The 23,151-nt window shown below is 59.4% G+C and carries 19 protein-coding genes, 3 tRNA genes and 1 other RNA gene; 12 read left to right on the top strand and 11 right to left on the bottom strand.

Annotation, left to right across the window (positions count from 1 at the left end; genetic code table 11):
- The first annotated feature begins 167 nt into the window (after positions 1 to 167).
- On the top strand, positions 168 to 2,546 hold the full coding sequence (gene ppsA / locus ACUXAC_RS08570; protein WP_454266598.1) for a phosphoenolpyruvate synthase: 2,379 nt from the start codon (positions 168 to 170) through the stop codon (positions 2,544 to 2,546).
- A gap of 109 nt (positions 2,547 to 2,655) precedes the next feature.
- Here ppsA and rprA read toward each other — a convergent pair.
- Positions 2,656 to 2,765: antisense sRNA RprA (rprA, locus tag ACUXAC_RS08565), an RNA gene on the bottom strand.
- Between the two features lie 255 nt (positions 2,766 to 3,020).
- Positions 3,021 to 4,121 carry an AI-2E family transporter YdiK gene (gene ydiK / locus ACUXAC_RS08560; RefSeq protein ID WP_055317060.1) on the bottom strand — a complete coding sequence of 367 codons (1,101 nt, stop codon included), beginning with the start codon at positions 4,119 to 4,121 and terminating at the stop codon, positions 3,021 to 3,023.
- 245 nt (positions 4,122 to 4,366) lie between these two features.
- Here ydiK and ydiJ point away from each other — a divergent pair, with 245 nt between their 5' ends.
- Positions 4,367 to 7,423, top strand: a complete 3,057-nt coding sequence (gene ydiJ, locus ACUXAC_RS08555; protein WP_197779077.1) for a D-2-hydroxyglutarate dehydrogenase YdiJ — start codon at positions 4,367 to 4,369, stop codon at positions 7,421 to 7,423.
- Positions 7,420 to 7,836, top strand: a complete 417-nt coding sequence (menI, locus tag ACUXAC_RS08550) for a 1,4-dihydroxy-2-naphthoyl-CoA hydrolase (protein WP_016927938.1) — start codon at positions 7,420 to 7,422, stop codon at positions 7,834 to 7,836. The genes ydiJ and menI overlap by 4 nt, the downstream gene beginning before the upstream one ends.
- Positions 7,837 to 7,881: 45 nt before the next feature.
- On the opposite strand, the gene ACUXAC_RS08545 is transcribed toward menI, so the two are convergent.
- Positions 7,882 to 8,286: a hypothetical protein gene (locus ACUXAC_RS08545; RefSeq protein ID WP_047727659.1), complete on the bottom strand. Its 405-nt coding sequence runs from the start codon at positions 8,284 to 8,286 to the stop codon at positions 7,882 to 7,884.
- A gap of 527 nt (positions 8,287 to 8,813) precedes the next feature.
- Here ACUXAC_RS08545 and sufA point away from each other — a divergent pair.
- The 7 genes from sufA to ACUXAC_RS08510 all read left to right on the top strand — a co-directional run bounded on the left by sufA (position 8,814) and on the right by ACUXAC_RS08510 (position 15,734).
- The gene (gene sufA, locus ACUXAC_RS08540) at positions 8,814 to 9,185 is read left to right on the top strand and encodes a Fe-S cluster assembly scaffold SufA (protein WP_004931368.1); all 372 of its coding nucleotides are present in this window, start codon (positions 8,814 to 8,816) and stop codon (positions 9,183 to 9,185) included.
- A 14-nt stretch (positions 9,186 to 9,199) separates the two neighbouring features.
- A complete protein-coding gene (gene sufB / locus ACUXAC_RS08535; RefSeq protein ID WP_033638360.1) occupies positions 9,200 to 10,696 on the top strand; it encodes a Fe-S cluster assembly protein SufB in 1,497 nt (498 codons plus the stop codon).
- Positions 10,697 to 10,739: 43 nt separating this feature from the next.
- Positions 10,740 to 11,486, top strand: coding sequence for a Fe-S cluster assembly ATPase SufC (sufC, locus tag ACUXAC_RS08530; protein WP_004931365.1), 747 nt, complete (start codon positions 10,740 to 10,742; stop codon positions 11,484 to 11,486).
- Entirely contained in the window at positions 11,461 to 12,747 is a 1,287-nt protein-coding gene (sufD, locus tag ACUXAC_RS08525; RefSeq protein WP_055317084.1) for a Fe-S cluster assembly protein SufD, read from the top strand. The genes sufC and sufD overlap by 26 nt, the downstream gene beginning before the upstream one ends.
- Positions 12,744 to 13,970, top strand: a complete 1,227-nt coding sequence (sufS, locus tag ACUXAC_RS08520; RefSeq protein WP_421115191.1) for a cysteine desulfurase SufS — start codon at positions 12,744 to 12,746, stop codon at positions 13,968 to 13,970. The genes sufD and sufS overlap by 4 nt, the downstream gene beginning before the upstream one ends.
- A 36-nt stretch (positions 13,971 to 14,006) precedes the next feature.
- Complete coding sequence (sufE, locus tag ACUXAC_RS08515; RefSeq protein ID WP_060440061.1) at positions 14,007 to 14,423, top strand: cysteine desulfuration protein SufE; 417 nt, start codon at positions 14,007 to 14,009, stop codon at positions 14,421 to 14,423.
- Positions 14,424 to 14,720: 297 nt separating this feature from the next.
- On the top strand, positions 14,721 to 15,734 hold the full coding sequence (locus ACUXAC_RS08510; protein ID WP_049200270.1) for a L,D-transpeptidase family protein: 1,014 nt from the start codon (positions 14,721 to 14,723) through the stop codon (positions 15,732 to 15,734).
- Positions 15,735 to 15,873: 139 nt separating this feature from the next.
- Here ACUXAC_RS08510 and ACUXAC_RS08505 read toward each other — a convergent pair whose 3' ends face one another.
- From ACUXAC_RS08505 to ACUXAC_RS08475, 7 genes are all read right to left on the bottom strand, one after another.
- A complete protein-coding gene (locus ACUXAC_RS08505) occupies positions 15,874 to 16,110 on the bottom strand; it encodes a major outer membrane lipoprotein (protein WP_004931354.1) in 237 nt (78 codons plus the stop codon).
- A gap of 309 nt (positions 16,111 to 16,419) precedes the next feature.
- Positions 16,420 to 17,832 (bottom strand): pyruvate kinase PykF, encoded by a 1,413-nt coding sequence (gene pykF, locus ACUXAC_RS08500; protein WP_060419184.1) that lies wholly within the window; start codon positions 17,830 to 17,832, stop codon positions 16,420 to 16,422.
- A 394-nt stretch (positions 17,833 to 18,226) separates the two neighbouring features.
- Positions 18,227 to 18,532 (bottom strand): cupin domain-containing protein, encoded by a 306-nt coding sequence (locus ACUXAC_RS08495; RefSeq protein ID WP_060419183.1) that lies wholly within the window; start codon positions 18,530 to 18,532, stop codon positions 18,227 to 18,229.
- A 120-nt stretch (positions 18,533 to 18,652) separates the two neighbouring features.
- A tRNA-Val gene (locus tag ACUXAC_RS08490) sits at positions 18,653 to 18,729 on the bottom strand.
- Positions 18,730 to 18,749: 20 nt separating this feature from the next.
- A tRNA-Val gene (locus ACUXAC_RS08485) sits at positions 18,750 to 18,826 on the bottom strand.
- A gap of 20 nt (positions 18,827 to 18,846) precedes the next feature.
- Positions 18,847 to 18,923: transfer RNA gene (locus ACUXAC_RS08480), tRNA-Val, on the bottom strand.
- Between the two features lie 181 nt (positions 18,924 to 19,104).
- Positions 19,105 to 20,481, bottom strand: a complete 1,377-nt coding sequence (locus tag ACUXAC_RS08475) for an MATE family efflux transporter (RefSeq protein ID WP_060419181.1) — start codon at positions 20,479 to 20,481, stop codon at positions 19,105 to 19,107.
- A gap of 237 nt (positions 20,482 to 20,718) precedes the next feature.
- Between ACUXAC_RS08475 and ACUXAC_RS08470 the strand changes: the two genes are divergently transcribed.
- Together ACUXAC_RS08470 and ACUXAC_RS08465 are read left to right on the top strand one after the other, a co-directional pair.
- On the top strand, positions 20,719 to 21,369 hold the full coding sequence (locus ACUXAC_RS08470) for a riboflavin synthase subunit alpha (RefSeq protein WP_253334584.1): 651 nt from the start codon (positions 20,719 to 20,721) through the stop codon (positions 21,367 to 21,369).
- Between the two features lie 54 nt (positions 21,370 to 21,423).
- Positions 21,424 to 21,717, top strand: a complete 294-nt coding sequence (locus ACUXAC_RS08465) for an I78 family peptidase inhibitor (RefSeq protein WP_038874785.1) — start codon at positions 21,424 to 21,426, stop codon at positions 21,715 to 21,717.
- A gap of 72 nt (positions 21,718 to 21,789) precedes the next feature.
- Here ACUXAC_RS08465 and cfa read toward each other — a convergent pair whose 3' ends face one another.
- Positions 21,790 to 22,941, bottom strand: a complete 1,152-nt coding sequence (gene cfa, locus ACUXAC_RS08460; RefSeq protein WP_038874787.1) for a cyclopropane fatty acyl phospholipid synthase — start codon at positions 22,939 to 22,941, stop codon at positions 21,790 to 21,792.
- Between the last annotated feature and the right edge of the window lie 210 nt (positions 22,942 to 23,151).

Raw genomic sequence — 23,151 nt, 5'->3', positions numbered from 1 at the left:
GTTAGGACATTCTCTTAAAAACCACTTTCTTCAGTGGGTTGATCGATTCACCTTTCCATTTTCCCCAGATCAGTGTGCTAGTCTGATTCGGCTCCGTGTTAGCGGCGCCGTAAAGCAAGCGAATTAAATCCGTCTTTACCCTACTGATAGCAATAAGGATTGTCTCGATGTCCAACAATGGCCCAGACTTGCGTAATGTGCTTTGGTACAACCAGCTTGGCATGCACGACGTTGACCGTGTCGGCGGCAAAAACGCCTCCCTCGGTGAAATGATCACCAATCTTTCCGATTTGGGCGTGGCCGTGCCAAACGGTTTTGCCACCACCGCACAGGCATTTAACGATTTCCTCGAACAAAGCGGTGTTAACCAGCGCATCTATCAGCTACTGGATCAGACCGACGTTGACGACGTTGCACAACTGGCCAAGGCCGGCGCCCAGATCCGCCAATGGGTGATCGACACGCCGTTCCACGCCGAGTTCGAACGTGAAATTCATCAGGCTTACCAACAGCTCGCCGATGGCGAACCGGAAGCCTCTTTTGCGGTGCGCTCCTCCGCCACGGCGGAAGACATGCCGGACGCGTCCTTTGCCGGCCAGCAGGAAACCTTCCTCAACGTGCAGGGCATCGACGCCGTGATGGTGGCGATCAAGCACGTGTTCGCGTCGCTGTTCAACGACCGCGCCATCTCGTATCGCGTGCATCAGGGCTATGACCACCGCGGCGTGGCGCTGTCGGCGGGTGTACAGCGGATGGTGCGCTCCGATCTGGCCTCCTCGGGCGTGATGTTCACCATCGACACCGAGTCCGGCTTTGATCAGGTGGTATTCATCACCTCCGCCTTCGGCCTGGGCGAAATGGTGGTGCAGGGCGCGGTGAACCCGGATGAGTTCTACGTGCACAAACCGACGCTGCAAAACGGCAAGCCGGCGATCGTGCGCCGCAACCTGGGCTCGAAAAAGATCCGCATGGTGTACGCACCGTCGCAGGATCACGGCAAGCAGGTGCGCATCGAAGACGTGCCGGAAGCGCAGCGCAGCCGTTTCTCGCTGACGGATGAAGAAGTGCAGGCGCTGGCGCAGCAGGCGATCCTGATCGAAAAACATTACGGTCGCCCGATGGATATCGAGTGGGCGAAAGACGGCCATACCGGCAAGCTGCTGATCGTGCAGGCACGCCCGGAGACCGTACGCTCCAACGAGCAGACCATGGAGCGCTACCAGCTGAACGGCTCCAGCCCGGTGCTGGTGGAAGGCCGCGCCATCGGCCACCGCATCGGCGCCGGCCCGGTGAAAGTGATCCACGACATCAGCGAAATGGATCGCATCCAGCCGGGCGACGTGTTGGTCACCGACATGACCGACCCGGATTGGGAACCGATCATGAAGAAAGCCGCCGCGATCGTCACCAACCGCGGCGGGCGCACCTGCCACGCGGCGATCATCGCCCGTGAACTGGGCATTCCGGCGGTGGTGGGCTGTGGCCACGCCACCGACGTGCTGAAAGACGGCCAGAAAGTCACCGTCTCCTGCGCGGAAGGCGACACCGGTTTCGTTTACAGCGATATGCTGGACTTCAGCGTGCAGAGCTCCGAAGTGACCGAGCTGCCTGATCTGCCGCTGAAGATCATGATGAACGTCGGCAACCCGGATCGCGCCTTCGACTTCGCGCGTTTGCCGAATGAAGGCGTGGGCCTGGCGCGGCTGGAATTTATCATCAACCGCATGATCGGCGTGCACCCGCGCGCGCTGCTGGAGTTTGACCAGCAGACGCCGGCGCTGCAAAACGAAATTCGCGCGCTGATGCAGGGTTACGATCATCCGGTCGAGTTCTACGTCGGCCGTCTGACCGAGGGCATCGCGACGCTGGGCGCCGCGTTCTGGCCGAAGCGCGTGATCGTGCGTCTGTCCGACTTTAAATCCAACGAGTACGCCAACCTGGTGGGCGGCGACAAGTATGAACCGCACGAAGAGAACCCGATGCTGGGCTTCCGTGGTGCCGGCCGTTACGTGGCCGACAGCTTCCGCGATTGCTTCGCGCTGGAGTGCGAGGCGGTGAAACGCGTGCGTAACGAAATGGGGCTGACCAACGTCGAAATCATGGTGCCGTTCGTGCGCACCGTGGCGCAGGCGGAAGCGGTGGTGGCCGAGCTGGCGCGTCAGGGGCTGAAGCGCGGCGAGAACGGGCTGAAAGTGATCATGATGTGCGAGATCCCGTCCAATGCGCTGTTGGCGGATCAGTTCCTCGAGCACTTCGACGGCTTCTCCATCGGTTCCAACGACATGACCCAGCTGGCGCTGGGGCTGGATCGCGACTCCGGCGTGGTGTCGGAGCTGTTCGACGAACGCAACGAGGCGGTGAAAGCGCTGCTGTCGATGGCGATTCAGGCGGCCAAGCGCCACGGCAAATACGTCGGCATCTGCGGCCAGGGCCCGTCCGACCACGAAAACTTCGCCGAGTGGTTGATGGAGCAGGGCATCGACAGCCTGTCGCTCAATCCGGACACCGTGGTGCAGACCTGGATCAATTTGTCGAAAAAGAAATAATGTTTCGGCATCGCTAAGGCATTAACGCCAGGCCGCAGTTTACGCTGCGGCCTTTTTATTTCTGAATGTAAATAACGGCGCGTAAAATAATCAATTTGGCGAAAAAAGAATAAAAAAAAGCCCACCGTAGGAGATGGGCAAAGACTACACACAGCAATTCACATGTATGGCATTACACAGTTCAGAAAGGTTGCTTTAAAATCAGTGATTTGAAGCAATAGATGGCCATAATACTAGATTTTTGAACGCGACTAGTCATTAAGAATCATCCTAATCGATAGCGGCATCACATTTTATTTGCGGGCGTTATCTCTTTTTGCCGCTTGCAATAAACAGGGATTTACATTGCATCTTTCATTCGCCGAGCCCCAATCAATATAGGGCTGCATTATATTTGGCGTAGATATTACTCGAATGAGGTAGGAATAATGACGGGGCGAAATATTCCGCCCGACGATGCGGGCGGAAGGGGGATTAGCGTTTTTCCAGATCTTCGATGACTTGCTCCGGCGCGGTGGTCGGCTCCGGCGCTTCATTCATCCAGGCGGTCAGCAGGCGATAAGATACCGCCAACACCACCGGGCCGATGAACAGGCCAATCATGCCGAAGGCCAGCAAACCGCCGATAACGCCGGACAGGATCAGCAGCAGCGGCAGATCGGCGCCCATGCGGATCAGCACCGGGCGCAGCACGTTATCCAGCGTGGCTACCACGCAGCTCCAGACCAGCAGCACGGTGCCCCAGGTGGTATCGCCATGCCAGTACAGCCAGATGATGGCCGGCACCAGCACCAACAGCGGCCCCAATTGCGCCACGCAGCAGATAAAGATCAGCATCGTCAACAGGGTGGCGGCCGGAATGCCGCTCACCGCCAGACCGATACCGCCCAGCACCGACTGCACCAGCGCCGTCACCACCACGCCCAGCGCGACGGCGCGGATCGCCTGGCCGCCCAACAGCACTGCCGCATCGCCCCGCGCAGAACCGAGGCGCACCGCAAAGTGGCGGATACCCAGCGCTACCTGCTCGCCGCGCGCATACAGCAATGCGCTGAACAGCAACATCAGCGCGCAGTGCAGCAGCAGACGGCCGATATGCGCCGCCTGCGCCACGAACCAGGTGGCGGTCTGGCCGAAGTACGGCTGCACCTTCGCCAGCAGCGCGGCGCCGCCGGCGTTAACCAGCGTGTGGTAGCTGGTGTAGAGCCTGTCGCCGATCATCGGCACGGACTGCAGCCAGGCGAGGTCGGGAATGTGCAGCTTGCCCGGTGAACTGGCCCAGGCGATCAGCGGCGCGCTGTTATCCACCACGCTGCTGATCAGCAGGGAGATTGGCAGAATGAACAGCAGGATCAGCAGCAGGGTCATGACCAACACCGCCAGCGAACGGCGGCCCCACAGCAGTTTTTGCAGTTTGAGCAGCAGCGGCCAGGTGGCGATCACCACCATGCCCGCCCAGGCGAAGCCGAGAATAAACGGTTGGATCACCCAAAAACAGGCGACGATCATGATGGCGATAAACAGCACGCCGAAAATAATTCGCGGTAAGTCGTAACGCGATTGCGGGAGTGGCATCAGTGGCTTCTCATCCTGGTCAATTAAATCCCTGGCACCGGGGAATCGGGGTGCCTGTCGGTCGGTTTCTCACCGTCGGGCGGCCGCCTGTGGCGGCGCTCGCAGGGCGGTAATAATGTGAATGCCTTCACTAAACGAGTATGTTAGTTTTTAGTGTCACTAAAAAATAGGGTGGGTCTGAATTAAAGGCCCGATTCAGCGTACATCAGCGCATAAAAAATAGACGGACAGGGTCAAAAAAGCGAATGATCCCACAGATTTCTCAGGCGCCCGGCCTCGTTCAACGGGTGCTCGACTTTTTGGAAGCACTGAAGCAAAACGGATTCAACGGCGATACCGCCACCAGCTACGCTGACCGGCTGACGATGGCCACCGACAACAGCATCTATCAGCTGTTGCCCGATGCGGTGGTGTTCCCCCGTTCCACCGCCGACGTGGCGCTGATCGCCCGCCTGGCCGGGGAAGAGCGATTCAAGACGCTGACCTTCAGCCCACGCGGCGGCGGCACCGGCACCAACGGCCAGTCGCTCAATACCGGCATTGTGGTCGATATGTCGCGCCATATGAATCGCATTCTGGAGATCAACGTCGAACAGGGCTGGGTAAAAGTCGAAGCCGGGGTGATCAAGGATCAGCTGAATCAATATCTGCGGCCGTTCGGCTACTTCTTCTCGCCGGAACTGTCCACCAGTAACCGCGCCACGCTGGGCGGCATGATCAACACCGACGCCTCCGGCCAGGGCTCGCTGGTGTACGGCAAAACCTCCGATCACGTATTGGGCCTGCGGGCGGTGCTGCTGGGCGGTGAGATGATCGATACCCGCGCCATGCCGACGGCGCTGGCGGAAACGATTGCTCTGGAAGAGACCGCCGAAGGGCGCATCTACCGCACGGTGCTGAGCCGCTGCCGCGAGCAGCGTGCGCTGATCCTGGAAAAATTCCCCAAGCTCAACCGCTTCCTCACCGGTTACGATCTGCGCCACGTGCTGAGCGACGATCTGCAAACCTTCGATCTGACGCGCATCCTGACCGGCGCCGAAGGCACGCTGGCGTTTATCACCGAGGCGCGGCTGGACATCACGCCGCTGCCGAAAGTGCGCCGTTTGGTTAACGTAAAATACGACTCCTTCGACTCGGCGCTGCGCAATGCACCCTTTATGGTCGAAGCCAAGGCGCTGTCGGTGGAAACCATCGATTCCAAGGTGCTGAACCTGGCGCGTGAAGACATCGTTTGGCACTCGGTGAACGAACTGATCGCCGACGTGCCGGATAAAGAGATGCTCGGGCTGAACATCGTCGAGTTCGCCGGCGACGATCGGGCGCTGATCGACGGCCAGATGGAAACCCTGTGCCAACGGCTGGACGAACTGATCGCGCAGCGGCAGGGCGGCGTGATCGGTTACCAAATCTGCGGCGATCTGGTCGGCATCGAGCGCATTTACAACATGCGCAAGAAGGCGGTCGGGCTGCTGGGCAACGCCAAAGGGCGCGCCAAGCCAATTCCGTTCGCCGAGGACACCTGCGTGCCGCCGCAACACCTGGCGGACTATATCGTCGAATTCCGTCAACTGCTCGACGACCACCACCTGAGCTACGGCATGTTCGGCCACGTCGATGCCGGGGTGCTGCACGTGCGCCCGGCGCTCGACATGTGCGACCCGCAGCAGGAGGTGCTGATGAAGCAAATCTCCGATCGGGTGGTGGCGTTGACCGCCAAATACGGCGGCCTGCTGTGGGGGGAGCACGGCAAGGGGTTCCGCGCGGAATACAGCCCTGAGTTCTTCGGCGAAACGTTGTATGAAGAGCTGCGCCGCATCAAGGCGGCATTCGACCCGGATAACCGCCTGAACCCGGGCAAGATCTGTTCGCCGCTGGCGGTGGATGCGCCGATGATGCAGGTGGACGCGGTCAAACGCGGCACCTTCGATCGCCAGATCCCGGTCGAGGTGCGCACCTCATTCCGCGGCGCGCTGGAGTGTAACGGCAACGGCCTGTGCTTCAACTTCGACGTGCGCAGCCCGATGTGTCCGTCGATGAAGATCAGCGGCAACCGCATTCATTCACCGAAAGGGCGGGCGACGCTGGTGCGCGAGTGGCTGCGTCTGTTGGCCGAGCAGGGCGTCGATCCTTTGGCGCTGGAAAAACAGTTGCCGCAGCAGCGAGTCAGCCTGCGCGGTTTGATCGAAAAGACCCGCAACAGCTGGCACGCGGGCAAGGGCGAGTATGACTTCTCGCACGAAGTGAAAGAGGCGATGTCCGGCTGCCTGGCCTGCAAGGCCTGCTCCACCCAGTGCCCGATCAAGATTGACGTGCCGGGATTCCGTTCGCGCTTCCTGCAGCTCTACCACACCCGCTATCTGCGCCCGGTAAGCGACTACATGGTCGCCGGTGTGGAGAGCTATACCCCGTTGATGGCCCGCGCGCCGAAGGTGTTCAACTTCTTCTTCCGCCAGCCGTGGCTGCGGGAGATGAGCCGCAACGCCATCGGCATGGTCGATCTGCCGCTGCTGTCCAGCCCGACGCTGCGTCAGCAGCTGTCCGGCCACCGCGCGACCACGCTGACGCTGGAGCAGCTGGAAGGGCTGAGCGCCGAGCAGCGCGCAGAACACGTGCTTATCGTCCAGGATCCGTTCACCAGCTATTACGACGCCAAAGTGGTGGCGGACTTTGTCAGGCTGGTGGAGAAGCTCGGCTATCAACCGGTGCTGCTGCCGTTCTCGCCGAACGGCAAGGCGCAGCATGTGAAAGGTTTCCTGACGCGCTTTGCCCGCACCGCGCGCAAAACCGCCGATTTCCTCAACCGTGTGGCGCAGCTCGGCATGCCGCTGGTGGGCGTTGATCCGGCGCTGGTGCTGTGCTACCGCGACGAATACCGCGAGATCCTCGGTGCCGAACGCGGCGATTTCCAGGTGCAGCTGGTGCATGAATGGCTGCAGCAGCGGATTGCGGATCGCGCCGAACAGCCGGCGACCGGCGAGCCGTGGTATCTGTTCGGCCACTGCACCGAAACCACCGCGCTGCCGGCCAGCGGCCAACAGTGGGCGGCGATCTTCGCCCGCTTCGGCGCCAAACTGGAGAACGTCAGCGTCGGCTGCTGCGGCATGGCGGGCACTTACGGCCATGAAGCCAAGAACCTGCAAAACTCGCTCGGCATTTATGAGCTATCATGGCATCCGACGCTGCAGCGTTTGCCGCGGCAGCGCTGCCTGGCGACCGGCTATTCCTGCCGCAGCCAGGTGAAACGCATCGAGGGCAATGGCGTGCGCCACCCATTACAGGCACTTCTGGAGATGATTGAGTGAAATTGTGGAAACGTGAAACATCGCTGGAGCAGCTGAACCGCGCCGGCGACGGCTGCATGGTCAGCCATGTGGGCATCGAGTTTACCCAGCTGGGCGAAGATTTCCTCGAGGCTACCATGCCGGTCGATGGCCGCACCCGGCAGCCGTTCGGGCTGTTGCACGGCGGGGCATCGGTGGTGTTGGCGGAGTCGATGGGATCGATGGCCGGCTACCTGTGCAGCGAAGGCGAGCAGAAAGTGGTGGGGCTGGAGATCAACGCCAACCACCTGCGCGCGGTGTTCGATGGCCAGGTGCGCGGGGTGTGTCGCGCACTGCACGTCGGCCGTCGCCATCAGGTGTGGCAAATCGAGATCTTTGACGCGCGCGATCGGCTGTGCTGCACCTCGCGTCTGACCACGGCGGTCATCGACTGATTCCCGCCGGTTTCCGCAGGCGATCGGCCTGCGGAGCCTTTCACCTTACAGTTGAAACGGCACGCGTTTGACGAAGTCCTTTTGAAACGCGTTCGCCTTCTCCCAGGTGCCTTCCATTGCATATTTTTGGCAGATCAGCGTCAGCGTGTGGCGGGCGAAGTGGTAGCTTTGCACCCGAAACAGCTGGCAGCGCTGTGGGTTGTTGATCTCGACGATCAGCCGGTTGTGCAGCTTGCTGAGCGCGTGCAGGTAGCTGTCGTCGTCGCCGTTCTCCAGACACAGATTGGCCATGGTGAGGCTGACGCTGTTGTACCGCTTCAGATGGTCGATATTGCATTCCGGGCGCCGCAGCGCCGCTTCGGCCATATAAAAGTCCACCGTGGCGTCGCGCACGCTGAATTTGTATTCATCAATCTTGCCCAGCAACCATGCGTTGATCGAAAGAGTCATTGGCTTCGCGCTCAAATTCAAATTGAATGATAATCATTATCATATAAACTGCCGCGTTGCCGATCAATCCCGGCGCGGCGTTTTTTTATTGCTCAGGAGGGTAAAAGACCGCCGCCGACCCAACTTAATCCTGAGCGACTAAACTTTAACCTGAGGGCCGCGCGCTTGCGCCGCGCCACGAAATGCCGATAAACGCACATTTACGACAGACAGAATGCAGAAATAGGTATTTTCTATGAATGTTTAGATCGGCAACGCACCGCAGCGCTGTAACGCTGACGGGCCACCGGGGAGTGCGGTACGGTGATGCAGGATAGATAACGAATTCATAGGGATAGCATGCACACCTTGCCGCCTGACGCCGCAAGCCGCCACGGGTGTCCCGTTGGCTTGCCGCGCGCCGCAGCGAAAAACCGCGCTCGCGGCGGATACCCCCGCAAAACAAACGGTTGAAGTGATAATCGTTATCACTAACATATAAGCAACCCAGATTGGCTGTGGCCAAACACGAGTGTGAGGTAGACCCTATGCAAACGGAAAATGTCGGCACTTTTTCTCTGGATGAAAATGTCTGGCAAGGCATTTCGCTCAGCGACAGCGCCGTACGACAAATAACGAAACTGATGCAGCAGGATCCGCAGGTGAAAGGGCTGCAGCTAGGGGTGAAACAATCCGGCTGCGCCGGCTTTGCCTATGTGCTGGATCTGACCCGCGAACCCGCCGATGACGATCTGCTGTTTGAGCGCGACGGCGCCAAACTCTATGTGCCGCTGAAGGCTATGCCGTTCATCGACGGCACCACGGTAGATTATGTCCGCGAAGGGCTGAATCAGATATTCAAATTCAATAACCCTAAAGCTCAGCATGCCTGCGGGTGCGGCGAGAGCTTTGGCGTTTGAGCGATGCAATCAACATGACACGAAGCAATGTAGAAATGCCTAATGAAGTGCAGGCTTGGGTCAGCGAAGGTCGCTACAAAGAAGGTTTCTTCACCCAGCTGGCAACCGATGAGTTGGCCAAAGGCATCAACGAAGAGGTGGTGCGCGCCATCTCGGCCAAGCGCAACGAACCCGAGTGGATGCTGGAATTCCGCCTCGAGGCCTACCGCGCCTGGCTGCAGATGGAAGAGCCGCACTGGCTGAAGGCCAATTACGATCGCCTGAACTACCAGGACTACAGTTACTATTCGGCGCCGTCCTGCGGCAGCTGCGACGATGCCTGCGGTTCGCAACCCGGCGCCGAGCAGCAACCGGGCGCGGCGACGGAAAAAGATTACCTGACCAGCGAAGTGGAGCTGGCGTTCAATCAGCTCGGCGTGCCGGTGCGCGAGGGCAGCGAGGTGGCGGTGGACGCCATCTTCGACTCGGTCTCGGTCGCTACCACTTACCGTGAAAAACTGGCGGAGAGCGGGGTGATCTTCTGCTCGTTCGGCGAAGCGATCCAGGAATACCCGGATCTGGTGCGTCAGTACCTGGGCCGCGTGGTGCCCTCCAACGATAACTTCTTCGCTGCGCTGAACGCCGCGGTGGCCTCCGACGGCACCTTCGTCTATGTGCCGAAAGGCGTGCGCTGCCCGATGGAGCTGTCGACCTATTTCCGTATCAACGCCGCCAAAACCGGCCAGTTCGAGCGCACCATCCTGATCGCCGACGAAGGCAGCTATGTCAGCTACATCGAAGGCTGCTCGGCCCCGGTGCGCGACAGCTACCAGCTGCACGCGGCGGTGGTGGAAGTGATCCTGCATAAAGACGCCGAAGTGAAATACTCGACGGTGCAGAACTGGTTCTCCGGCGGCGAGAGCAAGGGCGGCATCCTCAACTTCGTCACCAAGCGCGCGCTGTGTGAAGGCGCCGGCTCGAAAATGTCCTGGACCCAGTCGGAAACCGGCTCGGCCATCACCTGGAAATACCCGAGCGTGATTTTGCAGGGCGACAATTCGATCGGCGAATTCTTCTCGGTGGCGCTGACCAGCGGCCATCAGCAGGCGGACACCGGCACCAAGATGATCCACATCGGCAAAAACACCAAGTCGACCATCATCGCCAAAGGCATCTCCGCCGGCCACAGCGAGAACACCTATCGCGGCCTGGTGAAAATCCTGCCGGGGGCGGAAAACGCCCGTAACTTTACCCAGTGCGACTCGATGCTGATCGGGCCGGACAGCGGTGCCCACACGTTCCCTTACGTTGAAGCGCGCAACAACAGCGCTCAGCTGGAGCACGAAGCCACCACCTCGAAGATCGGCGACGACCAGCTGTTCTACTGCCTGCAGCGCGGCATCAGCGAGGATGACGCCATTTCGATGATCGTCAACGGTTTCTGCAAGGACGTTTTCTCCGAGCTGCCGCTGGAGTTCGCCGTCGAGGCGCAGAAACTTCTGGCCATCAGCCTGGAACACAGCGTGGGTTAATCGCCGCATTTTTAGCGCCGTCGGCGCTATCTGAGGACACAGCATGTTAAGCATCAAGAATTTGAAAGTCAGCGTGGAAGGCAACGAGATCCTCAAGGGATTGGATCTGGAGATCAAACCGGGCGAAGTGCACGCCATCATGGGGCCGAACGGCTCGGGCAAGAGCACGCTGTCCGCCACGCTGGCCGGGCGTGAAGAGTACGAAGTGACCGAAGGGGAAGTCACCTTCAAGGGCAAGGATCTGCTGGAGCTGGATCCGGAAGATCGCGCCGGCGAAGGCGTGTTCCTGGCCTTCCAGTACCCGGTGGAGATCCCTGGCGTCAGCAACCACTTCTTCCTGCAGACGTCGGTCAACGCGGTGCGCAAATACCGCGAGCAGGAGCCGCTTGATCGCTTTGACTTCGCCGATTTCATCGAAGAGAAAATCGCGCTGCTGGATATGCCGGCCGATCTGCTGACCCGTTCGGTCAACGTCGGCTTCTCCGGCGGTGAGAAAAAACGCAACGATATTCTGCAGATGGCGGCGCTGGAGCCGGATCTGTGCATTCTCGATGAAACCGACTCGGGCCTGGACATCGACGCGCTGAAGATCGTCGCCAACGGCGTCAACTCGCTGCGGGACGGCAAGCGCGCCTTTATCATCGTGACCCACTATCAGCGCATTCTGGACTACATCAAACCGGATTACGTACACGTGCTGTCCCAGGGGCGTATCGTTAAATCCGGCGATTTCTCGCTGGTGAAACAGTTGGAGGAGCAGGGCTATGGCTGGCTTACCGACCAACAGTAATTCAAACGCGCTGCAGCAGCTGTATCGCCTGTTCGAAGGCCGCGGCGGCGAGCGTTCGCCGCATGCGCTGGCGCACTGGCAGCAGGCGCTGCGCCTCGGCTGGCCGACGCGCAAGCATGAAAACTGGAAATACACGCCGCTGGAGAGCCTGCTGGAGCAGCAGTTCCTCGATCCGCAGCCCGCGCCGGTGAGCGCAGAGCAGCTTGAGGCGCTGGCGCTCGGCATCGATGCCTGTCGGCTGGTGTTTATCGACGGCCGCTACAGCGCCGCGCTCAGCGATGGCGATCTGGGCGACTACCAGTTCGAGTTGACAGCCTACGGCACGCCGCAGGCGCTGCCGGAGCCGATCCAGCCGGAGATTTTCCTGCACCTGACCGAAAGCCTGGCGCAGGAAACCAGCCTGATTCGCTTGCCGGCCGGCAAGGCCCCGGCCCGCCCGCTGTACCTGCTGCACATCAGCAGCGGACGCGGCGCCACCGGGGAAGTGAACACCGTGCATCATCGTCACCATCTGGAGATCGGGCGCGGCGCCGAGGCGGAAGTGATTGAACACTATGTCAGCCTGGGCGAGGCCGCGCACTTCACCGGCGCGCGCCTGACCGCCAACGTGGCGGACAACGCCGGGCTGTTGCACTGCAAGCTGGCGTTTGAGAGCCAGCCGAGCTACCACTTTGCCCATAACGATCTGGTTATCGGCCGCGACGCGCGGGTGAAAAGCGACAGCTTCCTGTTGGGTGCCGGCCTGACGCGGCACAACACCAGCGCACAGCTGAACGGCGAAGGCGCAAACCTGGTGATCAACAGCCTGGTGCTGCCGGTGGGCAAAGAGATCTGCGATACCCGCACCTATCTGGAGCACAACAAAGGCTATTGCGAAAGCCGCCAGCTGCATAAAACCGTGGTCAGCGATCGCGGCAAGGCGGTGTTCAACGGCATGATCAAAGTGGCCAAGCACGCGATCAAAACCGACGGCCAGATGACCAACCATAACCTGCTGTTGGGTAAGGTGGCGGAAGTGGATACCAAGCCGCAGCTGGAGATCTACGCCGACGACGTCAAATGCAGCCACGGCGCCACCGTGGGGCGTATCGATGAAGAGCAGCTGTTCTATCTGCAGTCGCGCGGCATCGACAAACACGCGGCGCAGCAGATGATCATCTTTGCCTTCGCCGCCGAGCTGACCGAAGGCATCGCCAACGACACCATCCGGGAACGGGTGCTGGCGCGCATCGCCCAGCGTCTGCCGGGGGAGGCTGCATGAGTTATCCGATTGAACGCGTGCGCAGCGATTTTCCACTGCTGGCGCGTGAGGTGAACGGCCAACCGCTAGCCTATCTCGACAGCGCCGCCAGCGCGCAGAAACCGCAGGCGGTGATCGACCGCGAGCTGGAGTTCTACCGCCACGGTTATGCGGCGGTGCATCGCGGCATCCACACCCTGAGCGCCGAGGCGACTCAGCAGATGGAAGCGGTGCGGGAGCAGGCGGCGCGCTTTATCAACGCCGCCTCGGCGGAAGAGATGGTGTTCGTCAAGGGCACCACCGAAGGCATCAATCTGGTGGCCAACAGCTTTGGCCGCCACCTGCTGCAGCCGGGCGATGCGATTCTCATCACCGAGATGGAGCACCACGCCAACATCGTGCCGTGGCAGATGCTGGCGGAGGAGCGCGGGCTGCAGCTGCAGGTGTGGCCGCTACAGCCGGACGGTACGCTGGATCTGGCGCGGCTGCCGGAACTGGTCGATGCGTCCTGTAAACTGCTGGCGCTGACCGAGGTCTCCAACGTGCTGGGCACCGTCAACCCGGTGCGCGACATTATCGCCCGCGCCAGAGCCCTGGCGCCGAATTTGACGGTGCTGGTGGACGGCGCGCAGGCGGTGATGCACCAGCGCGTCGATGTCCAGGCGCTGGACTGCGATTTTTATGTGTTTTCCGGCCACAAGCTGTACGGTCCTTCCGGCATCGGCATGCTGTATGGCCGCCAGGCGCTGCTGCAGCAGATGCCGCCGTGGGAAGGGGGCGGCTCGATGATCCGCCAGGTCAGCCTGACGGCGGGCACCACCTTCGCCGATCCGCCGTGGCGCTTCGAGGCCGGTTCGCCGAACACCGCCGGCATCATGGGGCTGGGGGCGGCGTTTGATTACGTTGAAGCCCTGGGCCTGAATGCGATCCACGATTATGAACAGTCGCTGATGCACTACGCGCTGAAGGCGCTCAGCCAGGTGCCGACGCTGAAAGTCTATGGCCCGGCCCATCGCGCCGGGGTGATCGCCTTCAATCTGGGGGAACACCATGCCTATGACGTCGGCAGCTTCCTCGATCAGTACGGCATCGCCATTCGCACCGGCCATCACTGCGCCATGCCGCTGATGGCGTTTTATCAGGTGCCGAGCATGTGCCGCGCTTCGCTGGCGTTATATAATACCCGCGAAGAGGTGGACCGGCTGGTGGCCGGGCTGCAACGCATTCATCAGCTATTAGGCTAGGCCGGGGCGCGTCCCCGGCGGTACAAAAGGATCCCCATGGCGAATTTGCCGGACAAAGATAAATTGGTGCGAAATTTCTCCCGCTGTTTGAACTGGGAGGAGAAATACCTGTACGTGATTGAACTCGGCGCCAAATTGCCGCCGCTGGACGAGGCTGAGCGGCAGGCCGGCAACCTGATCTCCGGCTGTCAGAGCCAGGTGTGGATTGTGATGCGCCTCGATGAGCAAGGGCAGGTCGAGTTTCACGGCGACAGCGACGCGGCGATCGTCAAAGGCCTGCTGGCGGTGGTGTTTATTCTGTATCGCCAATTGACGCCGCAGCAGATTGTCGAGCTCGACGTGCGGCCGTTTTTCGCCGAGCTGGCGCTCAGCCAACACCTGACGCCTTCGCGTTCACAGGGGCTGGAGGCGATGATCCGCGCCATTCGCAGTAAAGCCACGCAGCTGGCCTGAGCCTGAACGCCCCCGTTCTTGAGGGCTCATTGATACATTCGTTTTGTCAATGAGCCTTTACAATCCACGCTTTCCCCCCAGATAACATCCCCAATTCAGTGATATTTCAGCAGCTTATCCGTTGACGTTTCGTTGACAATCAACGGCGGTGATTACGTTATAACGTGTTGATTTTTAGAGAACTTATTGCCTTTGATGCCAGCATTGCTAGTATTAATCAGGTATTGTCTGATTTACCCGCCGCCGGGCGCTCGTTAGCCTTGGGGACGAACCGTCATAAAAAATATAGGGATGATAATGAAACGTGCGTTGAGTTTAATGGGCATGGTCTTCGCCACCGTATTGGCCGGCACGCAGGCCGCCAGTGCGACCGAGTACCCGCTGCCGCCGCCGGACAGCCGTCTGATCGGTGAAAACACCACTTATACCGTGCCAAACGACGGCCGTCCGCTGGAGGCGATCGCCGCCGACTACAAGATTGGCCTGCTGGGCATGCTGGAAGCCAACCCCGGCACCGACCCGTTCCTGCCTAAGCCGGGTACGGTGCTGACCATTCCGACCCAAATGCTGCTGCCTGATACCAAGCGTGAAGGGATCATCGTCAACCTGGCTGAGCTGCGCCTTTACTACTATCCGAAAGGCGAGAACAAAGTGATCGTCTATCCGATCGGTATCGGCCAGACCGGGATGCACACGCCGCTGGAAGTGACCTCCGTGAGCCAGAAGATCCCCAACCCGACCTGGACGCCTACCGCCAACATCCGCAAACGCTATCAGTCCCAAGGCGTGACGCTGCCTGCGGTGGTGCCGGCCGGCCCTGAGAACCCGATGGGGCTGTTCGCCCTGCGTCTGGCGATGGGGCGCGGTGAATACCTGATCCACGGCACCAATGCCAACTTCGGGATCGGCATGCGCGTCAGCTCCGGCTGTATCCGTCTGCGTCCGACGGATATCGAAGCGCTGTTCAACCAGGTGCCGCGTGGTACGCGGGTGCAGGTGATCAACGATCCGGTGAAGATTTCGGTTGAGCCGGACGGCAAACGCTATGTGGAAGTGCACCAGCCGCTGTCGCGGGTAGAAAGCGACGATCCGCAGACCATGCCGATTGCGTTGTCTAAAGCGGAGAAAGCCTTCGCTGCAGATGGGCAAACCGATCGCGCCGTGTTCGATAGCGCGGTTGTACGCCGTTCTGGCATGCCGGTGCTGGTCAACGTGGGGGAGAGCCCGTCTGAGGTGAGTTTAACGCCTGTAGCGGCGCCTGCGGCGAATAAGAGCCCATTCAAGGCAGCGCCAATCAGTTCAGTGAACTAAGTTTGCAGGACTGAGCGGTCGAAGAGGGGTTCAGCGTGCTGAGCCTCTTTTTTTGTCTGCCGAAGGAGAACCCCCGGGCCGATGAGCAGGCAAAAAAAACGGCGCACAATGTGCGCCGTTTTCAATAACCAAAGCTAACTTACTTTTTGTAAGCGTGAGCTTGGTTGTCCAGACGCTGGTTAGCGCGTGCTGCGTCGTCTTTAGCCGCTTGAACGTCAGAACGCATTGCGTTCACGTCGTTGCTCAGCTGATCAACTTTAGCGTTCAGAGTCTGAACGTCAGAAGACAGTTGATCGATTTTAGCGTTGCTAGAGCAGCCAGCCAGCAGAGTGGAACCCAGGATTACCGCGCCCAGTACCAGTTTAGTACGATTCATTATAACACCCTCTAGATTGAGTTAATCTCCATGTAGCGTTACAAGTATTACACAAACTTTTTTCGAAAGAGAATAATTTTTTAGTGTTGAGGTGCTTTATTTTGATCGTTCGCTCAAACTTGCATCTGGTTTTACAAATTAGTTAAAAAAACGAGGGAAAACAGCCGGCTTCCATGGGACTACTCCGATTTGTTATTAGCTAAATAATGAGCGGATCGCGGTTGCGTTTTGAGAAAAATAGTTTACTGCCGATAAAAAAAAACGCCGCAAAGCGGCGTTTTGATCAAGGTAATTATGTCACGTTTTATATTACAGCACGTGTACCGAGGCGGTGTTGGTAGTGCCGCTCGGCACCAGCGCGCCGGAAACCATCACCACAACGTCGCCTTTCTGCGCCAGGCCGCTGGCCAGCGCGGCTTCTTTACCGATGCGGTAGAAGTCGTCGGTAGAGGCGATTTCCTTGACCATCTGCGGGATAACGCCCTTGCTCAGCACCAGCTGATGCGCGGTGGTTTCATTGGTGGTCAGCGCCAGGATCACTGCGTTCGGGAAGTATTTACGCACGGATTTCGCTGACTTGCCGCCGCTGGTGGCGACGACGATCAGCGGCGCGTCCAGTTTCTCGGCGGTTTCTACCGCACCGCGGCACACCGCTTCGGTGATGCGCAGCTTGCGACGGTCGTTCAGGGTATCGATGCGGCTAGGCATCACGCGATCGGTACGCTCGCAGATGGTGGCCATGATGTTGACCGCTTCCAGCGGGTATTTGCCCTTGGCGCTCTCGCCGGACAGCATGACGGCATCGGTACCGTCCAGGATGGCGTTGGCAACGTCGCCGGCTTCCGCGCGGGTAGGGCGCGGGTTCTTGATCATGGAGTCGAGCATCTGGGTGGCGGTGATCACCACTTTACGCGCGCGGTTGCATTTCTCGATCATCATCTTCTGGGCGAAGATCACTTCTTCGACCGGGATCTCGACGCCCAAGTCGCCACGGGCAACCATGATGCCGTCGGACGCTTCGAGGATCTCGTCGAAATTGTTCAGGCCTTCCTGGTTTTCGATCTTGGAGATGATCTGGATCTGCTCGCCGCCGTGGGCTTTCAGGTGTTCGCGGATCTCCAGCACGTCGGAGCGCTTGCGGATGAAGGATGCTGCCACGAAGTCGACGCCTTGTTCGCAGCCGAAGATCAGGTCGCGTTTGTCTTTTTCGGCCAGCGCAGGCAGCTGGATGGAAACGCCCGGCAGGTTGACGCCCTTGTTCTCGCCGAGATCGCCGTTGTTCAGCACCTTACAAATGACTTCGTTTTCGGTCACGTTGGTGACTTCCATGCCGATCAGGCCGTCGTCTACCAGCACGGTGTTGCCGATCTTCAGGTCGGCGGCGAAGCCGGCGTAGGTGACCGCTACGCGATCGCTGTTGCCGATCACGCTCTGGTCGGTGGTGAAAGTGAAGGTTTGGCCGGCGACCAGTGAGGCGTCTTTACCGCCTTCCAGTTTCATGGTGCGAATTTCCGGGCCTTTGGTATCCAGCAGGATGCCGGCATTGATACCGGTTTTCGCCATCACGGCGCGCATGTTCTTGATGCGGTTGCCGTGCTCTTCATAGTCGCCGTGAGAGAAGTTGAGACGCATCACGTTCATGCCCGCATTGAGCAGGTTGGTCAGCATTTCTTCCGATTCGGTTTTTGGACCGATGGTACAAACAATTTTGGTCTTTTTCATGGCGGAGTTTTCTACAAGTTGTGATGGATAAAAAAACGAATTTGACCGGCGCGGTTTACGCCGGTAGGGAATTTGGGCCGTGCCTGGTGGTGAAAAACATAGTTAAGGATAGGTGACGACAGTTGAAGCGGGGCGGAAAAATTCAGCCCGCGCGGGGGCGCGGGGATGCTGCGCAACGGGGTAAGATCAGATCGTGTTGTTATAGCGTTTTCGCAGATCAAGGGCTGAAACCATTCAACTGATAGACGTTGCGCATTATAAAGGCTAAGCGGTGGGAAACAAAATAAAAAACCGCGGCGGCGCGGCGGATATGTCAAAACGGGGGCAAATGTGGCGCAAATGCAACGCGTTGCGGGCCGCTTGTTGCGCAAATAACCATGCTGTAAATACAGGTTTAACGCGTTTGGGGAATTTCCAGCAGCACGCCGGCGCTCAGGCAGAAGCAGCCGCTGGCGACGTTGGCCGGCAATATCAGGCTCTCGCCGGCCCGTACCACCCGGGTGTCACCGCCGAGGGTAAACTCGAATTCACCGGAGATCACCCGGGTTTGCCGCGCGTGCGGGGGCTTTTGCAGCTGGCCGAAGGCGCCGGCCTCGAAACGCACTTCTGCCGCCGGCGAACCGTCGCTCATCACGCCTTCACGGCGGGCAAGGCCATTGTCGAGCGATAAAAAGGCGGTTTTGGCGGTAAAGGTGGTCATGTGGCGTTCCTGGTGGCTGATGGCGGTAGCACGGCGCGATCGACATAAAAGTCAGGCGGTCGGGCAGAGACGAAACAACGGGAAGTATAACGCGATAGGGGGAGAGATGAATCAGCAATATGGTGCGTCCGAGTGGACTCGAACCACCGACCCCCACCATGTCAAGGTGGTGCTCTAACCAACTGAGCTACGGACGCACTGCACTGCTTCTGAAATTTGGTGCGTCCGAGTGGACTCGAACCACCGACCCCCACCATGTCAAGGTGGTGCTCTAACCAACTGAGCTACGGACGCACTGTACGGCTTCAGGAATTTGGTGCGTCCGAGTGGACTCGAACCACCGACCCCCACCATGTCAAGGTGGTGCTCTAACCAACTGAGCTACGGACGCATCTTTTCCTGTCTGTCATGGCTGACAGCGGGGACGAATATTAACGAGCTACCCGCGTGCTGGCAAGGGGAAAAGCGCAATTTTATTCGGTATTTCACGCGATTGCTGAGGTTGTGCGCAGTCCGGCGTTTTTTTCCGCAAACCGCAGCCCGGCCGGGGATGAAACCGGCCGGGCGCGGGCTCAGCGCGTGGATCGCTGCAGGATGACGGCGGTCGGCTGTTTCTGCAGCCAGCGCATGCGTAGCGCCATCATGATGGCGGCGAAGGTCAGGCCGATGATAAAGCCGATCCAGAAACCGCTTGGCCCCATTGCCGGCACCACCACATCGGTTAACGCCAGCAGATAGCCGCTCGGCAGGCCCAACACCCAATAAGCGATGAAGGTGATAAAGAAGATCGCGCGGGTGTCTTTATAACCACGCAGCACGCCACTGCCGATCACCTGGACAGAATCCGAGATTTGGTACAGCGCCGCCAGCAGCATCAGCTGCGACGCCATCGCCACCACCGCCGGGCTGTCGTTGTACAGCAGGGCGATCGGTTCGCGGAAGGTGGCGGTAAACAGCGCGGTGCAGACGGCCATGGTGATGCCGACGCCGATGGCGGAGTAGGCGGCGACACGGGCGCCTTCAACCGAACCTTCCCCCAGACGGTAACCGACGCGGATGGTGGCGCCGACGCCCAGCGACAGCGGCAGCACGAACATCAGCGCGCTGAAGTTAAGCGCGATCTGGTGGCCGGCGACCGCAACGATCCCCAGCGGCGAAACCAGCAGCGCCACCACGGCGAACAGCGTGACTTCGAAGAACAGCGCCAGCGCCACCGGCATGCCGATGCCGATCAAGCGCTTCAGCGCCGCCCAGTCTGGGCCGCCGAGATCGCCTGCCTGGCGTTTGATGTCGCGCTGCGAGGGCGCGCGCTTCACGTACCAGCGCATCATCAGGAACATGATCCAGTAGACGCTGCCGGTGGCGACGCCACAGCCGACGCCACCCAGCTCCGGCATGCCGAACTTGCCGTAGATGAAGATGTAGTTGATCGGGATATTCACCAGCAGGCCGAGGAAGCCGATCACCATGCCGGGCTTGGTTTTGGACAGGCCTTCGCACTGGTTGCGCATCACCTGGAAGAACAGGTAACCCGGCGCTCCCCACATGATGGCGTGCAGATAACCGACGGCTTTATCCGCCAGCTGCGGGTCGATGTTGTGCATCATGTCGATGACGAACTTGCAGTTATACAGCACCACGATCAGCAGCACGGACACGCCGGAAGCCAGCCAAAAACCCTGGCGCACCTGGTGAGCGATGCGATCGCGCCGCCCGGCGCCGTTAAGCTGGGCGATAACCGGGGTCAGCGCCAGCAGCAGGCCGTGGCCGAACAGGATGGCCGGCAGCCAGATTGAAGTGCCGACCGCAACCGCCGCCATGTCGGTGGCGCTGTAGGCGCCGGCCATGATGGTATCCACCACGCCCATGGCGGTTTGCGATATTTGCGCGATGATGACCGGGATAGCGAGAGCCAATAAACTACGCGCTTCAATTAAGTACTTCTGCACGCATACACCTTTCTATTTATATATGTGGGAGGGAGGGCTGCCGCGAGAGGACAACAATTAAAATAGCGGAATTTTGTCAAAAATATTGTACCTGCTCGGCGTCGTTAAGCAAACGCCGCAGATAAATAGTTATTAAATGCGCAGGCCCGCGTTTTTTGCCTACGCGGATTTGGTTTTCAGCGCCAACTGGGGCAAACTGCCGGGAGCGTTTTAACCTATTAGTAAGAAGAGGCACATATGTTCACCGGTATCGTACAAGGCACCGCGCCGCTGGTCGCCATTGATGAGAAACCCAATTTCCGCACCCACGTGATCGAGATGCCTGCCGAGCTGTTGCCGGGGCTGGAGCTGGGCGCGTCGGTGGCCCATAACGGCTGCTGCCTGACCGTGACCGAGGTGGAAGGCAACCGCGTCAGCTTCGATTTGATCAAGGAAACGCTGCGCCTGACCAACCTCGGCGATCTGGCGCTGGGCGACATCGTCAATATCGAGCGCGCGGCGAAGTTCAATGACGAAATTGGCGGTCATTTGATGTCCGGCCATATTATCTGCACGGCGGAAGTGGCCAAGATTTATACGTCAGAAAATAACCGCCAGGTATGGCTGCGCATGCCGAATGCGGAATTGATGAAATATGTGCTGCACAAAGGTTTCATCGGCATCGACGGCATTAGCCTGACCATCGGCGAAGTGGTGAATAATCGTTTCTGTGTGCACCTGATCCCGGAAACGCTGGATCGCACCACGCTGGGTAAGAAACGCCTGGGCGATAAGGTGAACATCGAAATCGATCCGCAAACGCAGGCGGTGGTGGATACCGTCGAGCGCGTGCTGGCCAACCGGGAAGCGACGCTGGCGGCGGCGATGGCGCCGGCGCACAAAGACTGACAGCGATTCTGGCGTTGCCGCCGGCATCGAATCATAAGCAGAGAGGAGAAACGCGTGAAGTTTTATGGGAAAACGTTGTTGTTAACCGCGTTGCTGGCGCTGAGCGCCTGCAGCAGCTCACCTGAGCAGGGCGCCGGCGCGCAAATGGCCGATGCGGACGATACCTGCGGCGCTTCGCAGTATCAAAACTTCGTCGGTAAGCCGATGACCTCGCTGGAAGGCGTGCGGATCGACGCCAAGGTGCGCGCCATTCCGTACAACTCTGCCGTTACCATGGATTTCAACCTGCGCCGCCTGAACTTCCTTGGCGATAGCAACGATAAAATCATTCGCGTTTATTGCGGTTAACCCGCAGCATCCGAAAGAGCAAAAAAAAGCCCCGGCGATGATGTTACCGGGGCTTTTTTATTGGGGAAACGTTCAGCGCGCGACGCGAATGCCGCCTTCAACGCCTTTCGGGCTGAACACCACCTGCCACAGCTGCAGATCGCGCGCCCGGAACGCGCCGGCGCAGGCGTTCAGGTAGTAGCTGAACATCCGCTCGAAGCGTTCGGAATAGCGCGGGGCAAGCTGCGGCCACGCCTGTTTGAAGCGCTCGAACCAGGCCATCAGCGTGCGGTCGTAGTCGGCGCCGATGTTGTGCCAGTCTTCCATCACGAAATGGCCCTCGCTGGCTTCGGCAATATGGCTCACTGAAGGCAGGCAGCCGTTCGGGAAAATGTACTTGTTGATCCACGGATCGACGTTCATATCGGTCTTGTTGGAGCCGATGGTGTGCAGCAGGAACAGGCCGTGCGGCGCCAGATTGCGTTCTACCACGTTGAAATAGGTGCGGTAGTTTTTCGGCCCGACGTGCTCGAACATGCCGACCGAGACAATGCGATCGAACTGCTGATGCAGATCGCGGTAATCCTGCAGCAGGATCTGCACATCCAGCCCGGCGCAGCGCGCCTGAGCCAGCTTCTGCTGTTCGGCAGAAATGGTTACGCCGACCACTGACACGCCGTAATGCTTCGCCGCATAGGCGGAAAGACCGCCCCAGCCGCAGCCGATGTCCAGCAAACGCATGCCCGGTTGCAGCTGCAGTTTTTCGCAGATCATCCGCAGCTTCGCTTCCTGCGCTTCCTCCAGCGTAGTAGCGTCTTTCCAGTAGCCGCAGGAATATTGCATGTAAGGATCGAGCATCAGGGTAAACAGATCGTTGCCGAGATCGTAATGTTCTTTGCCGACGATCCAGGCGCGCTTTTTCGATTGCAGGTTGGTCAGGCGCGCGGCGGCGATACGCAGGGTATCTTTCAGGTGGTGGGGGAGTTTCTTCTCCAGCCCGGCGCTGACCACGCGCTGGAAGAACATATCCAGCCGTTCGCACTCCCACCAACCGTCCATGTAGCTTTCGCCCAGGCCCAGCGACCCTTGCTGCAGGACGCGTTTAAAGAAATCGGGGTTTTTAACCTGAATATCGAAAGGGCGCGATCCGTTGATTTCAATGCCGGCCAGACCGAGCATTTCGTGCGCGATACGGTACCACTGATTGTCCTGGATGCTCAGATCTTCTATACACGATGAACTCATAGCTTCTCCATCACCTTCTTCTGACTGATGACCCGTTAGGAAACAGCTTAGACAATTTCTGCGGGTGCATACGTTTACCGGCGGAAAATAGGCCCGCGGCGTCTGATATCCGACTATGAACAGAGGAAATTTAAAGAAACGACCCGGCGCGAACGGCGCGGGATAAACGCATCCTTAAAAAAGAGTGTGACGCAAAGCGCGTACACAAGT

The organism is Serratia sp. 121840015-1, from assembly GCF_053627655.1.
This window is presented reverse-complemented; position numbering and strand designations above follow the sequence as displayed.

Coding starts and splice junctions, on each gene's coding strand:
- sufD (WP_055317084.1), top strand. CDS start 11,461: ATGGCTGGCTTACCGACCAACAGTAATTCAAACGCGCTGCAGCAGCTG.
- ACUXAC_RS08470 (WP_253334584.1), top strand. CDS start 20,719: ATGTTCACCGGTATCGTACAAGGCACCGCGCCGCTGGTCGCCATTGAT.
- cfa (WP_038874787.1), bottom strand. CDS start 22,941: ATGAGTTCATCGTGTATAGAAGATCTGAGCATCCAGGACAATCAGTGG.
- sufE (WP_060440061.1), top strand. CDS start 14,007: ATGGCGAATTTGCCGGACAAAGATAAATTGGTGCGAAATTTCTCCCGC.
- ydiK (WP_055317060.1), bottom strand. CDS start 4,121: ATGCCACTCCCGCAATCGCGTTACGACTTACCGCGAATTATTTTCGGC.
- ACUXAC_RS08495 (WP_060419183.1), bottom strand. CDS start 18,532: ATGACCACCTTTACCGCCAAAACCGCCTTTTTATCGCTCGACAATGGC.
- ppsA (WP_454266598.1), top strand. CDS start 168: ATGTCCAACAATGGCCCAGACTTGCGTAATGTGCTTTGGTACAACCAG.
- ACUXAC_RS08505 (WP_004931354.1), bottom strand. CDS start 16,110: ATGAATCGTACTAAACTGGTACTGGGCGCGGTAATCCTGGGTTCCACT.
- ACUXAC_RS08510 (WP_049200270.1), top strand. CDS start 14,721: ATGAAACGTGCGTTGAGTTTAATGGGCATGGTCTTCGCCACCGTATTG.
- pykF (WP_060419184.1), bottom strand. CDS start 17,832: ATGAAAAAGACCAAAATTGTTTGTACCATCGGTCCAAAAACCGAATCG.
- sufB (WP_033638360.1), top strand. CDS start 9,200: ATGACACGAAGCAATGTAGAAATGCCTAATGAAGTGCAGGCTTGGGTC.
- sufS (WP_421115191.1), top strand. CDS start 12,744: ATGAGTTATCCGATTGAACGCGTGCGCAGCGATTTTCCACTGCTGGCG.
- ydiJ (WP_197779077.1), top strand. CDS start 4,367: ATGATCCCACAGATTTCTCAGGCGCCCGGCCTCGTTCAACGGGTGCTC.
- sufA (WP_004931368.1), top strand. CDS start 8,814: ATGCAAACGGAAAATGTCGGCACTTTTTCTCTGGATGAAAATGTCTGG.
- sufC (WP_004931365.1), top strand. CDS start 10,740: ATGTTAAGCATCAAGAATTTGAAAGTCAGCGTGGAAGGCAACGAGATC.
- ACUXAC_RS08545 (WP_047727659.1), bottom strand. CDS start 8,286: ATGACTCTTTCGATCAACGCATGGTTGCTGGGCAAGATTGATGAATAC.